The organism is Pseudomonas leptonychotis (assembly GCF_004920405.1).
GTDB lineage: Bacteria > Pseudomonadota > Gammaproteobacteria > Pseudomonadales > Pseudomonadaceae > Aquipseudomonas > Aquipseudomonas leptonychotis.
This window is the reverse complement of record NZ_RFLV01000003.1, coordinates 316,729-330,571: the sequence shown is the minus strand read 5'-3', so window position 1 is coordinate 330,571 and position 13,843 is coordinate 316,729. Positions and strand designations below refer to the sequence as shown.

The window sequence follows — 13,843 nt, the reverse complement described above, 5'->3', positions numbered from 1 at the left end:
CATTAACGCAATCCTCGGGTTTTACGCAGCGTGCAAGCGGTGGCCGGGTAGGCTGCCGTTGCCCGGCTGGCGAGCGGTTGGATAAACCGCTCGCCAGCATGGTTGAGGGCTGCTGTTACTTGACGCCGACGCCGTAGAAGGAGTTCAGCGCGAACGGACTGATCTTGAAGTCCACGACCTTCTTGCTCATCGGCTGGTAAACCGTGGAGTGGGCGATCGGGGTGATCGGTACTTCACGCTTGAGAATCACCTGGGCTTGCTTATACAGCTCGGTGCGTTCGGCAGTGTCAGTCACACGCTTGGCGGCTTTTACCAGCTTGTCGTAGTCGGCATCACACCACTTGGAGAAGTTGTTGCCGTCTACTGCGTCGCAGCCGTACAGGGTGCCCAGCCAGTTGTCCGGGTCACCGTTATCGCCGCTCCAGCCGATCAGCATGGCGTCATGCTCGCCGGCTTTGGCGCGCTTGAGGTATTCGCCCCATTCGTAGCTGACGATCTTGGCCTTGATACCGACCTTGGCCCAGTCGCTTTGCAGCATTTCGGCCATCAGCTTGGCGTTGGGGTTGTACGGGCGCTGCACGGGCATGGCCCACAGGGTGATTTCGGTGCCTTCCTTGACGCCGGCGGCCTTGAGCAGTTCCTTGGCTTTTTCCGGGTTGTAGGCGGGGTCTTTGATGCTGTCGTCATAGGACCACTGAGTAGGTGGCATGCCATTGACCGCCAGCTGACCGGCGCTCTGGTACACCGCATCGATGATGCCCTGCTTGTTCACCGCCATGTCCATGGCCTGGCGCACTTCGAGTTTGTCGAAGGGCGGGTGGGTGACGTTGTAGGCGATATAGCCGACGTTGAACCCGGCCTGCTCGGGCATATCCAGATTCGGGTCTTTTTTCAGTGCATCCAAATCCGCCGGGCGGGGGAACAGGGTGACCTGGCATTCGCCGGCCTTGAGTTTCTGCATGCGCACTGAGGCGTCGGTGTTGATGGCAAAAATCAGGTTGTCGAGCTTGACCTCGTCGGGCTGCCAATACTCCTTGTTGCCTTTGAAGCGAATCACCGCATCTTTCTGGTAGCGGCTGAATACGAACGGGCCGGTGCCAATCGGCTTCTGGTTGATGTCGGCGGCTTTGCCGGCCTTGAGCAGGCTATCGGCATATTCGGCGGACTGGATCGAGGCGAAGCTCATCGCCAGGTTCTGGATAAAGGCGGCGTCAACTTCGTTGAGGCTGAACTTGACGGTCATGTCGTCGAGTTTTTCGATCTTGGCGATGTTGGCGTCCATACCCATGTCGGTGAAATAGGGGAATTCCGACGGGTAGGCTTTGCGGAAGGGGTGATCTTTGTCGAGCATGCGCTGGAAGGTGAACAGCACGTCATCGGCGTTAAAGCTGCGGCTCGGCGTGAAGTACTCGGTGGTATGAAATTTCACGTTCGGGCGTAAGTGAAAGGTGTAGCTCAAACCGTCTTCGCTGATGTCCCACTTCTCGGCCAGGCCAGGGATTACAGCGGTACCGCCGCGCTCGAATTGGCTCAAGCGGTTAAACACGGTTTCGGCAGCAGCATCGAAGTCGGTGCCGGTGGTGTACAGGCCTGGGTCGAACCCAGCGGGGCTGCCTTCGGAGCAAAACACCAGGTTGCCGGCGGCGCTGGCAAGCGGGGTGCTGGCGATCAGCCCAGCGGCGAGTAAAGCCTGGATGATGGCGTTCTTACGCATAGTGACCTCATGGTTATTATGGTTGTGATCCTGAGGGGCCTCTTATGGAGACCTTGGGAGAAGCTATGCAGGGCGTGTGCCGGAGGCAAGGGGCATGTCGCAGTGAGAGCCGGAATGACGGTGCTGCGGTATGTTGTTGTCGCATTTTTATAACTGTGCGGGGAAAACATGGCAAAGCGCCGCTATCGTCTGATAACGGCGCTGCTTCTGTTTGTAGCAGTTTTCACGGCATCTGCACTTCAATCACCCCATCGGCGTTGATGTTGACCTGGCTGGTGCCGGCTTCGATCTCCGGTGTCACCGCCGCATCCATCATCGCAGCGCCTTTCATCGCTTCCATCCGCATCGGCATGGGGCGCTGGAAACCACCGCTGTTGAGATTCAGGCTGACCAGCTTGTAACCGCTGCCACCCAGGGCTTCAGTCGCAAGCTGGGCACGAGCTTTGAAGGCGGTGACGGCATCCTTGAGCAGGGCATCTTCGTGGGTCTTGCGGGTGTCATCGGCGATGCTGAAGTTCATGCCGCCCATTTTCAGGGTTTGCAGCATCTCTCCGGTGAGCTTGGACAGGGCGCTGAAGTCGGCGCTTTCCAAACGCAATTCGGCGCGCTCGCGCCAGGCGGTGATTTTCTGGCCTTTATCGTCGTACACCGGGTAGCTGTTACGGCTGCCGGACGCGACGCTGACGCCTTTGACCTGGCGTGCCTGGGCGATGCTGGCGTTGAGGGTTTTGCTGATCTGTGCGGCGAGGGCGGCTGGGTCGCTGTCTTGAGCTTCGCTGTAGAGGGTGACGTGCATCAGGTCGTGGGCGATTTCCTGATTGACCTCGGCGCGCAGCGCGACTTGGTTGTAGCGGGCCTCTTCGGCCATGGCCGTGGCGCTCAACAGGGTGGTGGCGCTCAGCAGCAGAGCGGTGGCGAGGCGGGACAATGGCAGCATGACAATTCCTTTATGTGGTGGGCGCATGGGTTATGCGCGGCTTTCCAGAGGGTAGACGTAACTATCTGACTGGTCGGGTTAAATCCGGTTCCAGAATTTTTCCCGGTTTGTGGATGGCGCTCCTGCGGCTGCGGCGTGTTGCCGCAGTTGGCGGCGCAGACGCTTGGTTATACTCCTGTAGCCCACTCGATGGGCACCTTGGAGCATCTTGGAGATTTTATGCTCGCACCTGTGCAGCTACTGTCGGCGAGTCGGCAAAACCTCTGGCGCCTGACCCTGATCCGCATTCTGGTGCTGGCGGCGCAGGCCGGTTCTGTGGGCTTGGCCTACAAGTCCGGGGCACTGCCGCTGCCCTGGCTGGAACTGAGCGTCACCCTCGGGATTTCCCTGGTGCTGTGTTTGCTGACTGCGCTGCGCTTGCGCGGGCCCTGGCCGGTGACTGAGCAGGAATATGCGGTGCAGCTGGGTTGCGACCTGATTATCCACAGCCTGCTGCTGTACTACTCGGGTGGCTCGACCAACCCCTTCGTTTCCTATTACCTAGTGCCGCTGACCATTGCTGCGGCGATCCTGCCTTGGCTTTACACCATCACCCTGTCGGGGCTGGCGTTGGGCGGTTACACCTTTTTGTTGATCTGGTCGCACCCGCTGGATTTACCGCAGGGGCCGCGCGAAAGCCTGCTGATTTACGGTATGTGGCTGAGCTTTGCCTTGGCTGCCGGTTTGATCACCTTCTTCGTCGCGAAAATGGCCGAAGAGCTGCGTCACCAAGAAGAGCTGCGCGCCGAGCGCCGTGAAGAAGGCCTGCGTGACCAACAGCTGCTCGCTGTGGCAACCCAGGCTGCCGGCGCCGCCCACGAATTGGGCACTCCGCTGGCGACCATGAGTGTGCTGATCAAGGAGCTGCGCCGCGAGCACCAAGAACCGACCCTGCAAGAGGATCTGGCGGTGCTGCAGGAACAGGTCAAGTTATGCAAGGAAACCCTGCAGCATCTGGTGCGCGCCGCCGAGGCGGATCGGCGTCAGGCGGTGGTCGAGCTGTCGTCGGTGGAGTGGCTGGAGGCTGCGCTCAATCGCTGGCACCTGATGCGCCCGGAAGCCAGTTACCGCTATCAATGCTTAGGGCGAGGTGCGCCGCCACGGATGATGCCGCCAGCTGATCTGACTCAGGCGCTGCTCAACCTGCTCAACAACGCTGCTGATGCCTGCCCGGACAAACTGGACATTCGCCTGGACTGGGATCACCAATGGCTGCGCCTGAGCATTCGGGATTTTGGCGACGGTGTGCCGCTGGCAATTGCCGAGCAGCTGGGGCGACCGTTCTTTACCACCAAGGGCAAAGGCTTTGGTCTGGGCTTGTTCCTCAGCCAGGCCAGCGTCACCCGTGCCGGCGGCACCGTTAAACTGTATAACCACGAAGAAGGCGGCACGCTCACTGAGCTGAAGTTGCCGCGCGCCTATGGCCGAGCTTAAGGAAATACCCGAATGAGCGATGAAGTGCTGTTCGAAGGCGAAGAACAACCGCACCTGCTGCTGGTCGATGACGACCCCACGTTTACCCGCGTCATGGCACGCGCCATGAGCCGCCGAGGCTTGCGAGTTTCCACTGCCGGTTCGGCGGACGAGGGTTTGGCCATTGCCGAGCAAGACATGCCGGATTACGCCGTGCTGGATCTGAAAATGGAAGGTGACTCAGGCCTGGTGCTGCTGCCCAAGTTGCTGGAGTTGGACGCCGAGATGCGCGTGGTGATCCTTACCGGTTATTCGAGCATTGCCACCGCCGTGGAGGCGATCAAGCGCGGCGCCTGCAACTACCTGTGCAAGCCGGCCGATGCCGACGATGTGCTGGCCGCACTGCTGACTCAGCATGCCGACTTGGACACCCTGGTGCCGGAAAACCCGATGTCGGTGGACCGTCTGCAGTGGGAGCATATTCAACGCGTACTCAGCGAGCATGAAGGCAATATCTCCGCCACGGCGCGCGCCCTGGGCATGCACCGGCGCACCTTACAGCGCAAGTTGCAGAAACGTCCGGTTCGGCGTTAAGCATCCGCTTACGCTCTGCGGCGCGTCGGCTCTGCTGGCTTAAGGGCAGGCTCTAAAGGTTGTTTTTGTGGCCTGCCATTCATGGCAGCCACGCTGCGGGCCGCCGCTGTGCGACGTTAAAAATAATTTCCGGCGTTTTTTCCCGCATGAAAGGTTGCTGAAAGCTTTTCGCGGGGCGGCCTTGCTATCATTAGCGCCCTATCTAAGTAGTTGCCAGGGGCTGTCATGCTCGCCGTTGTTCAGCAAACCATCAGCGTTACGGCCCCCGTATTTTCCATGCTGTTTCTCGGCGTGGCCCTCAAACGTTTCGGGCTGATTGATACGGGTTTTATCAACACCGCGTCGACGCTGGTATTTCGCGGCACCCTGCCGACCCTGCTGTTTCTTGGGATCATCAAGGCCGATCTAAGTACCGCCTTACAGCCGGCGCTGCTGTTGTATTTTGTCCTGGCCACGCTGGGCTGCTTTTTGCTGGCCTGGGGCTGGTCGGTTTTACGCTGCCCCGAGGCGGATCGCGGTATCTACACCCAAGGCGCTTTTCGCGGCAATAACGGCATTGTCGGCTTAGCCTTGGCGACCAGCATGTACGGCGATTACGGGCTGTCGGTGGGGGCGGTGCTCGGCGGTGTGGTGATCCTCAGTTACAACGTGCTGTCGGCCATCATCCTGGCTATGTATAGCCCGCAGGCCAAGACCGATGTCTGGAGCCTGAGCAAAAGCATTGCCACTAATCCCTTGATCGTCGGTGTGTTATTGGCGATTCCGTTTGCCGCGTGGCAAATCCCACTGCCGGCTTGGCTGCTGACCTCCGGCGGTTACTTTGCGCAGATGAGCCTGCCGCTCGCGTTGATTTGCATTGGCGCCACGTTAACCCTGGACTCTTTGCGCCAAGGCAGCGGCGTGGCCGTCAGTTCCAGCCTGATGAAAGTGTTCTGGTTGCCGTTGCTGGCCACGCTAGGCGCCGGGTTGTGCGGTTTTCGCGGTGCTGATCTGGGCATTCTGTTTCTTTATTTTGTCAGCCCAACGGCGGCGGCCAGCTTTGTCATGGCCAAGGCGGTCGGTGGTAACGCTCAGTTGGCGGCCGCGATTATTGTGATCACCACCTTGGCATCGGTGGTCAGCACCAACCTCGGGTTGTTGGTCCTGCAGTGGGTCGGTTGGATCTAAGTAAAAGAGCGAGCCGGGAGTCGGCGGTTATGGCTCCAGGCAATACGCAACCGGGTTAAATGTGAGCCACTCTGAAACTTCAGAGGGCCGTCACCGGCTGCGATTGTCAGGGGGGGTACAAGACGCTACCCTGCGCGCCTTCGCGCCTATTTAAAGGACTAAATCATGCGCAGCCTGTTGTCGCTCTTGTGCCTGGCGCTGCCTGCATCGATGGCCCTGGCCGAGCCCACGGCCAGCCTGGAAGGCCCTACCTCGGGTTGGCGTTATTCCGGCCTGCTCGACCGCACCGAGAATGCTCGCGTCGCTTACCCGACGCCGCCGATTGACCGTGGTGCGCAACGCAACCGCAGCATGATCGAAGGCAAACTCACGGGTACCCAAGGTTTGCGCCAGCCCCATAAGCTGGCAGTCAACGGCAACCCGCTGCCCCTCTATACCGACGCCGAAGGGCGCTTTGCCCGCCCGTATAACTTCGCTGCCGGCTCTAATAGCGTTGAGCTACGTGCCAATGGTCAGCCGCTGCGGCGCATCCAGTTTTATGAAGCCAACACGCTGAAGACCCCGGCCCGGGTGCGCATCGTGCTCGGCTGGGATGACCCACAGGCCGAGCTCGACTTGCACGTGGTCACCCCTGATGGCCAGCATGCTTTCTGGGCCGACCCGGTGATGAGCAATGGCGGCGGGCTGGATGTCGACAGTGTGGATGGCCCCGGTCCGGAAATGTTCACCATGACCGCGCCGCTGCATGGCACCTACCTGATTTACGTGAATTACTGGGGCAACCTGAACAGTCAGGGCTACAACTTCCAGGCCGGCAGCAACCTCAACGAGGTGATTACCTCGCAGATCAGCCTGGTGTTCAACGAGAACACCGTCAATGAAAAGCGCGAGACGTTTGTGGTGCCGCTGCGCACCATTGGTGATCTGCTGCTGATCAAGTCTTTCAACTATTGAATGTTCCCTGTGCGGGGATGAACCGAGGTTTGTAGACATGAGCGAAAACACCACACCTGCTGCTGCCGGCGCAGACGTACCGGTTCTCCGACGCTTGCCTCCGTTACTGCTTGCCCTGGCAGTGGTGTTGCCCGTGGCGGCGGCTGGGGTTTTCGGTTGGTTGTGGCAGGGTCAGCAGGCGACTCGCCAATTGGCTGAGGCGAACCTGCTCGGCTTGGACCTGGCGCGCCCGGATGTACTGATCGAAAGCGCCTCGCTCAGTCGGTTGCCCAAGGATCTGCTGGCCGTGCCTTTGTTGCGCGACACCCTCACCGAGGACTTGGTGTTCTATTACGAGACCAATGCCGACCGCTTAGGCCTGACGGGCAGTCTGCGGCGCATCATCTATGAGCATGACTTGCAGTTGCGCGACAACCTGCTCGATGAGTTGCTTGATCAGCCGGCCGAGGTGGCCTTGTGGCGTGATGCTGGCGGGCGACTCAAGCACTTCTTGGTGATAATTGAGCGTGGCGGTTTGGCCAAGGCATTAGAGCCGTTGGCCAAAGTGGCGCTGGACGATAGCCAGTTGAGCCAGGCAGGCGAATTTATTGTCGATGGCAGCGCGGTGCCTTTCTACCGCTTGCGCTACAACAACGACCGCTCGCTGGTCTTCGCCTCCCATGGCGATCAGCTGTTACTGCTGTCCAGCGCCGATATGTTGTTCGCTGCAGAGCCCGAGCCTGAGCTGGCGTCTAGCGCAGCGGCCGCTATGAGTGCGGACGCTGTGGCCCCGGAACCGGATGAGACCGAGGTTGCCGCTCCAGTGCCCAGTGAGCCGTTACTGGCGAAGGTTTCGACCGACACGCTTGAAGCCCTGCTTACCGGTCTGCACCCTTTTCCTGAGCGCTTCGGCCTGGACGCCCGCGCCTCACTGAGCCAGCGCGTCACCCTCAGTTCGGATTTTCTTGGCCTTGGTTATCAGCGTTTTATTCCGGCCTTTGCAGGTTTACGTTTCGAGATGGACGAGCAGGGCTGGCACAGCTTCCTGGCCCTGAATGAGGTTGAGGATCAAGCCGCGTTCGACTTCAGTCCGGTATGGCGCGCTATGCCCATGGGGGCCAGCGCCTGCGTCGCCCTGCCAGTGGCTGCGGCTGTGCCCGAGCGGTTGTTAAACAAGGTGGGGACTGAAGCCAAGGTCTCCGCCGAGCTGGGCAGCCAGCTCAGCGGTACGGCTGGCCTGTGCTGGTACGCCGAGTCGCGGCTGCACTCGCCGTTACTAGTCGGAACGCTCAAGGGCGAAGCCAGTGCGCAGACCGATGCCGAATTGGGTAAGTTATTCGGCAGCCTGATCGGTGCTTGGGAGGCTAATGCCGACGGTGGGGTCTTCCCGGTCGAAAGCAGTGAGCGGGGCACCGTGCATCAGTGGCAGCGCGACGTGGGCTCCAACTTCGGCCAGTACCCCGCCAGCCAAGCCGCTCAGCCCGATGCGCTGGCCGCCCGTGGCTATTTTCGCGTCAGCCTGGCGCGGCACGGTTCGACCCTGCTGTTCTCGCTGGACGACCGCCTGGTATCCAAGGCTCTGAGTACGTTGGATAAGCGCTTCCCGCCGCTGGCCGACGTGCTGCCCAAGGATGCGTTGGTGCCGGCCTACCTTGCGCCGCAGAGTTTGGCCGCATTGCTAGAGCGCGAGACCCTAGAGAGCCTGCCGGAAGACATGGAGCCGGTGTTTCGCAACGCCGCGCAAAACAACTTACTGCCCAAGCTGCGGGCGCTTTCCGAGCATGGCAAGTACGCCCTGACCCTGCCGGCTGGCAGCGAGCCGGATAGCGCCTGGCAGTGGCTACCGCTGCAGTGGCGCGCCCTGTGAAAGCACGCTATTTCCCCTTGCTCGCCGGCTTGCTGCTGTGCAGTCAGGTGTTGCTGGCTCAGACAGCTCCGGCGCTGGATGCGCAGCAGTCCCAGGTGTTTCGCGCCTGGTTTGTGCGTATCGCCCAGGAACAGTTGCGCCAAGGTCCTAGCCCACGGTGGCAGCAACAGGATTGTGCGAGCCTGGTGCGCTTTGCCGCCAACGAGGCGCTCAAGGTGCACGACGCCAAGTGGCTGCGCGCCAATGGCCTGTCCAATCGTTATTTACCGCCGGAGCTGGAACTGAGCGCTGCCCAGCGCCAGCTCGCCCAGCAGTGGCAGCAGGGCGGCGGGCAGAGCGGCCCTTACGTCAACGCGATCAAGCTGATCCAGTTCAACAGTCAGTTTGTTGGGCGTGATCTCAATCAGGCGCGTCCCGGCGACCTGATGTTCTTTGATCAGGGTGACGACCAGCACCTGATGATCTGGATGGGCCGTCACATTGCCTATCACACCGGTACCAGCACCCAAACAGACAACGGCATGCGCTCAGTGAGCCTGCAACAACTCATGACATGGAAGGACACCCGATGGATACCCGACGCATCCAACCCCAACTTTATCGGCGTCTATCGGCTGCACTTTCTCAGTCGATGAAGGCGCGCGCTAGCTGCATCGTGCTGCTGCTCAGTCTGCTGCCTCTGGGTGTCAGCCAGGCCGACGACAGCGTGGAACCGAGCGGCTATGCGCCGGTGGCCGGGCAGTCGTTCTTTCTGCTTGCTGATGCCAGTTTCGCCAGCGACGAAGTGGCTCAGGTGCGCCTAGAGGCACCGGGGCGCGACTATCGACGTTACATGATGGAACCCTACGGCGGGGTCGATATGCGTGTGTACCGCATCGACCAGCCGTTGGACTTTCTCAAGCGGCAGAAGAATTTGCACCGGGTAATGGCCGAAGGCGAGTTCAAGGGTGAGGGGCTGTCCAATACCCTGAGCTACCTGTGGGATAGCTGGTACCGCAAGTCGCGTCGGGTGATGCAGCGCGCCTTTTCCTATGAGTCGCGCAAGCACGTTACCGAGGAAGCGCCGGAGCTGAAAATGGGCGACGCAATCAGGGCGCCGACCCCATTCGAGGCGCAGCCGCAGTTTGCGCCGATCAAAGGGTTGCCGCTTATCGCCCAGTTTCGCTACCCGCTGTGGGATGCCAAGCCGATTCAGCCGCCTGAGGGCGTCGAGCTGGCCGGCTCATCCAGCTCCTTTATCAGCGTCAATCCGGGCAACGTGTATATCCCCTTGGGCAAGCTCAAGCCGGGGCTGTATCTGGTTGAAGCGTTGGTGGGTAAGTACCGTGCGACCACCGTGGTATTCGTTTCCAACACCGTGGCGGTGAGCAAGATCGCCGGCAACCAACTGCTGGTCTGGACTGCGCACAAACAGCAAGGCGGCGCGGTGGCGGGGGCCAAGGTGCTGTGGAGTGACGGCTTGGGCGTGATGAGCAGCGGTAGCACCGACGAGCAAGGCCTGCTGCGCCTGACGCACGCCAGTCCGGAGCGCTCTTACGTGCTCGGCGAAGACAGCGAAGGCGGTGTATTCGTCTCCGAGAATTTTTATTACGACAGCGAAATCTACGACACCAAGCTCTACGCCTTTACCGACCGCCCGTTGTATCGCCCCGGCGACTGGGTGGAAGTAAAAATAGTCGGTCGTGAGTTCAAGAATGCCCGCGACTCTGTGGTCGCACAGACCGCAGCGCTTAAACTCAGCGTGCTGGATGCCACGGGCACGGTGTTGCAAAACCTCGACCTGACCCTCGACAGCCTGGCGGGAACCCAGAGTCGTTTCCAGTTGCCTGACAACGCCGTGGCCGGTGGCTACGAACTGCGTTTCAGCTACCGCGACCAGCTCTACAGCAGCGCCTTTCGCGTTGCGGACTACATCAAGCCGCACTTCGAAATCGCCCTTGATCTGAACAAGGCGGATTTCCGTACTGGCGAGAAAGTCAGCGGCAAGCTGGTGCTGCTCTACCCGGACGGCAAACCGGTGAAAAATGCCCGCCTGCAATTGAGCCTACGTGCCCAGCAGCTGTCGATGATCGACAACGAGTTGCAGTATCTCGGTCAATTCCCCGTAGAACTCAGCAGTGCCGAGCTGACCACCGATGGCCAGGGGCGTGCCGAACTCGACCTGCCGGCGGCGGACAAGCCAAGCCGTTACCTGCTTACGGTATTTGCCAGCGACGGTGCTGCTTATAGGGTCAAGGTCAGCAAGGAAATCCTTATTGAGCGCGGCGCTGCACGTTATCGTTTGGAGGCGCCAACGCGCTTCAGCACGGCGGGCGATGCGGTGTCGTTCACCTACAGCAGCGAGCAAGCGACTGAACTCAAACCGGCCCGCTATGAGTGGGTGCGTCTGGAGGACCAGAGCCAGCAGAGCGCCAGCTTGGACGACGACGCAGCAGGTTTCAGCCTCAACTTCGAACGTCCCGGTACTTACAGCATCACGCTTAAGGACAAGCATGGCCTGATCCTTGGGGCCACCGGCCACTCGGTCAGTGGTGATGGCGTTAAGGCGGTAGCGGGCACCGTAGAAGTCTTGTTCGACCAGGACGAGTATCAGGCCGGCGCCGAAGCGGTGGCACTGATCACCTTCCCCGAGCCGGTGAGTGATGCGCTGCTGACCTTGGAGCGCGACCAAGTTGAAGCCACCGCGCTGCTGTCCACGGGCGGCGATTGGCTCAAGCTGGAGAAGCTCAACGACACCCAATACCGCGTGCGCATAACGGTCGACGATCACTTTGCGCCCAACCTGACGTTTTCCGTGCTTTACACCAAGGGCGGTGATTACAGCTTCCAAAACGCAGGGATCAAGGTAGCCAAGCCGCAGTTGGAAATCGCGATCAATGCAGATCAGGAGCGCTATCAACCGGGGGACACCGTGACGCTCGATCTGGCCACCCAGTTCCAGGGCAAGCCGGTCGCCACACGCCTGACTGTCAGCGTGGTGGACGAGATGATCTATGCCCTGCAGCCGGAAATCGCACCGGGCATCGACCAGTTTTTTTATCACCCGCGGCGCAATAACGTGCGCACCAGCGCCAGTTTGTCGTTTATTAGTTATGACGTGGCACTGCCGGGTAGCCCAACCGCACCGGGGCGGGCCAACCGCAGCGAGCGAGGGGTAAAGGTGCTGGAGCGGCCGCGCCGTGAGGAAGTCGACACCGCCGCCTGGCAGCCTGACCTGGTCACCGATGCCGAAGGTAAAGCGCGTTTGACCTTCCGCATGCCGGACTCACTGACCCGCTGGCGCATCACCGTGCGCGCAGTCAATGAGGCTGGCGAAGTGGGGCAGCGCAAGCACTTCATCCGCTCGGAAAAGCCGCTGTACCTGAAATGGAGTGGGCCGACCCTGTTCCGCGCCGGTGACCAGCCGCAGCTGGGCCTGTTCGCCTTCAACCAGGGCAACGAGAGTGCTCAAGCCGAACTGGTTACCCGCTATGCCGGCCAGGAGCAACGCCAGTCGGTCGAGCTGGAAACGGGCGTGAACTACCTAGCGTTGCCGCCTGCCAGTCTGGTGGCCGGGGAGTGGAGCGCTGAGCTGGTGCAGGACGGCAAGCCGGTGGATGCCCTTGCCGTGCCCCTGCGCGTCGTCGGCGAAGGCTGGCAACGTTTGCACTCGCAGAGCTTGAGCCTGAGCCCGGGCAGCAATCCCCTGAGCCTGCCGGCCGATGCCACGGCTATTCGCCTGCGTTTAGACGCGAGCTCGCAAGCGCTGTTTCGCGCGGCCCTCGACGATTTGCTCGAGTACCCCTATGGCAGCGTCGAACAAACGGCCAGCCGCTTGCTGCCGCTGAGCCTGGCCTACCCGGTCCTGGCCAAGGAAGAAGCCCGCATCGGCGAGCGCCTGCGTTTGATCATGCAAAACAGCCGGCTGCGCCTAGTACAGATGGCCGGTCCGGAAGCCGCGTTCACCTGGTGGGGCGAAGACGGCGAGGCGGATGCTTTTCTCACCGCCTACGCCTATTACGCCGATTGGCATGCCAGTCGCGCGTTAGGCATCAGCCTACCGCCTGAGCACTGGCAACGGGTGTTGGAGGTTTACGCCAAGCAAGCGACGGCTACACCTTTGCTGCAGCGCGCACTGATTCTCGATTTTGCTCGCGAGATGCAGTTACCGGTAAATAGCCTGCTGGAAGGTCTACTGACTAACCTGAGCCAAGCCGGCGAGGGTGATGAGGTGAGCCTGGATGATGCCGGTATGACCAGCGTGGTGATGGCCGCGCCCAACTCGACGCTCGGCCTGGCATTGGCGCGGGTGCTCGCCGCCGATCTGGCGACGACGACCAAGGTCAGCCTGCCGGCGGCCTTCGTTGCCGATCTGGACGACGCTCGCCAGCGTGTGGTGAGCAGCACTCACCCGTTCGCCGCTGCGCTGCGTCAGGCCCATGGCCAACCCGATTCGGCGCAGGTCAACGCCCTGTTGCAGCGCCTGACACCAGAGCAAGCGACCCTGGAGCGGGCGCTGGCTCTGACCTGGCTGCACAACCGCATCGAGCAGACACCGGTGCTCGCACTGCCAGCGCCGGGTGCCGGCTGGCTGGCCCAGCAGGGCGCGACCGGCGAGAGCTGGTGGCAATGGCAAGGCCAGGAACCACCTACCGCGCTGCTGGTACCGACCGAACAGAGCGGCACTGTGCAAGCCTCGCTCAGCTTCGACAGCGCCGCCGCGCCGAGCGGCGAGCTGCCGGTGCAGGTTAGCCGCCGTTTGCTGCGTCTGGTGCCGGGTGAGAAGGCCTTCAGTTTCAGCGTTGAGGCGGTGGGTGACGGTCCGTTGTCCAGCGCTGAGCTGTATCTCGATGAGGTGACTCTGCAAGGCGACGCCGAGCATGCCTATCGTTATGGGCTGCTGGAAGTGCCACTGCCTCCGGGCGCCGATGTCGAACGTACCACGTGGGGTATTCAGGTCAGCGGTTTGGGCTCGGCTGAGGCTGCGCCGCTGGAGAAGGCACGTCACGAGCCGGGGCAGATGCTCTACGCGGTGCCACTCGACAGCCTGCAAGGCACGGTGCAGCTGCGCCACCTGGTGCGGTTTTCGCAGAAAGGCCAGTTTCACCTCCCGCCGGCGCGTTATGTGCGCCTATACGACCCGCAGCAGCAGGCCGTTGAGCAGAAGCCGGCATTGACTGAGTTGCAGGTCAAATAAGCG

The 13,843-nt window shown here is 61.2% G+C and carries 9 protein-coding genes; 7 read left to right on the top strand and 2 right to left on the bottom strand.

Annotation, left to right across the window (positions count from 1 at the left end):
* Positions 1–115: 115 nt before the first annotated feature.
* Positions 116–1,714, bottom strand: a complete 1,599-nt coding sequence (locus tag D8779_RS15835) for an ABC transporter substrate-binding protein (protein WP_136665455.1) — start codon at positions 1,712–1,714, stop codon at positions 116–118.
* A 223-nt stretch (positions 1,715–1,937) separates the two neighbouring features.
* A complete protein-coding gene (locus D8779_RS15830) occupies positions 1,938–2,651 on the bottom strand; it encodes an SIMPL domain-containing protein (protein ID WP_136665454.1) in 714 nt (237 codons plus the stop codon).
* 219 nt (positions 2,652–2,870) lie between these two features.
* Here D8779_RS15830 and D8779_RS15825 point away from each other — a divergent pair, with 219 nt between their 5' ends.
* The 7 genes from D8779_RS15825 to D8779_RS15795 all read left to right on the top strand — a co-directional run bounded on the left by D8779_RS15825 (position 2,871) and on the right by D8779_RS15795 (position 13,840).
* Positions 2,871–4,124 carry an ATP-binding protein gene (locus D8779_RS15825; RefSeq protein ID WP_136665453.1) on the top strand — a complete coding sequence of 418 codons (1,254 nt, stop codon included), beginning with the start codon at positions 2,871–2,873 and terminating at the stop codon, positions 4,122–4,124.
* 12 nt (positions 4,125–4,136) lie between these two features.
* Positions 4,137–4,697: a response regulator transcription factor gene (locus D8779_RS15820; protein ID WP_136665452.1), complete on the top strand. Its 561-nt coding sequence runs from the start codon at positions 4,137–4,139 to the stop codon at positions 4,695–4,697.
* 225 nt (positions 4,698–4,922) lie between these two features.
* Positions 4,923–5,864, top strand: coding sequence for an AEC family transporter (locus D8779_RS15815; RefSeq protein ID WP_136665451.1), 942 nt, complete (start codon positions 4,923–4,925; stop codon positions 5,862–5,864).
* A gap of 165 nt (positions 5,865–6,029) precedes the next feature.
* The gene (locus tag D8779_RS15810; RefSeq protein ID WP_136665450.1) at positions 6,030–6,818 is read left to right on the top strand and encodes a YfaP family protein; all 789 of its coding nucleotides are present in this window, start codon (positions 6,030–6,032) and stop codon (positions 6,816–6,818) included.
* A gap of 37 nt (positions 6,819–6,855) precedes the next feature.
* Positions 6,856–8,664 (top strand): DUF2138 domain-containing protein, encoded by a 1,809-nt coding sequence (locus D8779_RS15805; protein WP_136665449.1) that lies wholly within the window; start codon positions 6,856–6,858, stop codon positions 8,662–8,664.
* Positions 8,661–9,299 carry a DUF1175 domain-containing protein gene (locus D8779_RS15800; RefSeq protein WP_136665448.1) on the top strand — a complete coding sequence of 213 codons (639 nt, stop codon included), beginning with the start codon at positions 8,661–8,663 and terminating at the stop codon, positions 9,297–9,299. Before D8779_RS15805 ends, D8779_RS15800 begins: the two co-directional genes overlap by 4 nt.
* Complete coding sequence (locus tag D8779_RS15795; RefSeq protein WP_240789753.1) at positions 9,296–13,840, top strand: alpha-2-macroglobulin family protein; 4,545 nt, start codon at positions 9,296–9,298, stop codon at positions 13,838–13,840. Before D8779_RS15800 ends, D8779_RS15795 begins: the two co-directional genes overlap by 4 nt.
* Positions 13,841–13,843 lie beyond the last annotated feature (3 nt).

What these genes read in the sequence shown, in the direction of transcription:
- D8779_RS15810 (WP_136665450.1), top strand. Translation starts at nt 6,030, where the DNA reads ATGCGCAGCCTGTTGTCGCTCTTGTGCCTGGCGCTGCCTGCATCGATG.
- D8779_RS15820 (WP_136665452.1), top strand. Translation starts at nt 4,137, where the DNA reads ATGAGCGATGAAGTGCTGTTCGAAGGCGAAGAACAACCGCACCTGCTG.
- D8779_RS15830 (WP_136665454.1), bottom strand. Translation starts at nt 2,651, where the DNA reads ATGCTGCCATTGTCCCGCCTCGCCACCGCTCTGCTGCTGAGCGCCACC.
- D8779_RS15795 (WP_240789753.1), top strand. Translation starts at nt 9,296, where the DNA reads ATGAAGGCGCGCGCTAGCTGCATCGTGCTGCTGCTCAGTCTGCTGCCT.
- D8779_RS15825 (WP_136665453.1), top strand. Translation starts at nt 2,871, where the DNA reads ATGCTCGCACCTGTGCAGCTACTGTCGGCGAGTCGGCAAAACCTCTGG.
- D8779_RS15815 (WP_136665451.1), top strand. Translation starts at nt 4,923, where the DNA reads ATGCTCGCCGTTGTTCAGCAAACCATCAGCGTTACGGCCCCCGTATTT.
- D8779_RS15805 (WP_136665449.1), top strand. Translation starts at nt 6,856, where the DNA reads ATGAGCGAAAACACCACACCTGCTGCTGCCGGCGCAGACGTACCGGTT.
- D8779_RS15835 (WP_136665455.1), bottom strand. Translation starts at nt 1,714, where the DNA reads ATGCGTAAGAACGCCATCATCCAGGCTTTACTCGCCGCTGGGCTGATC.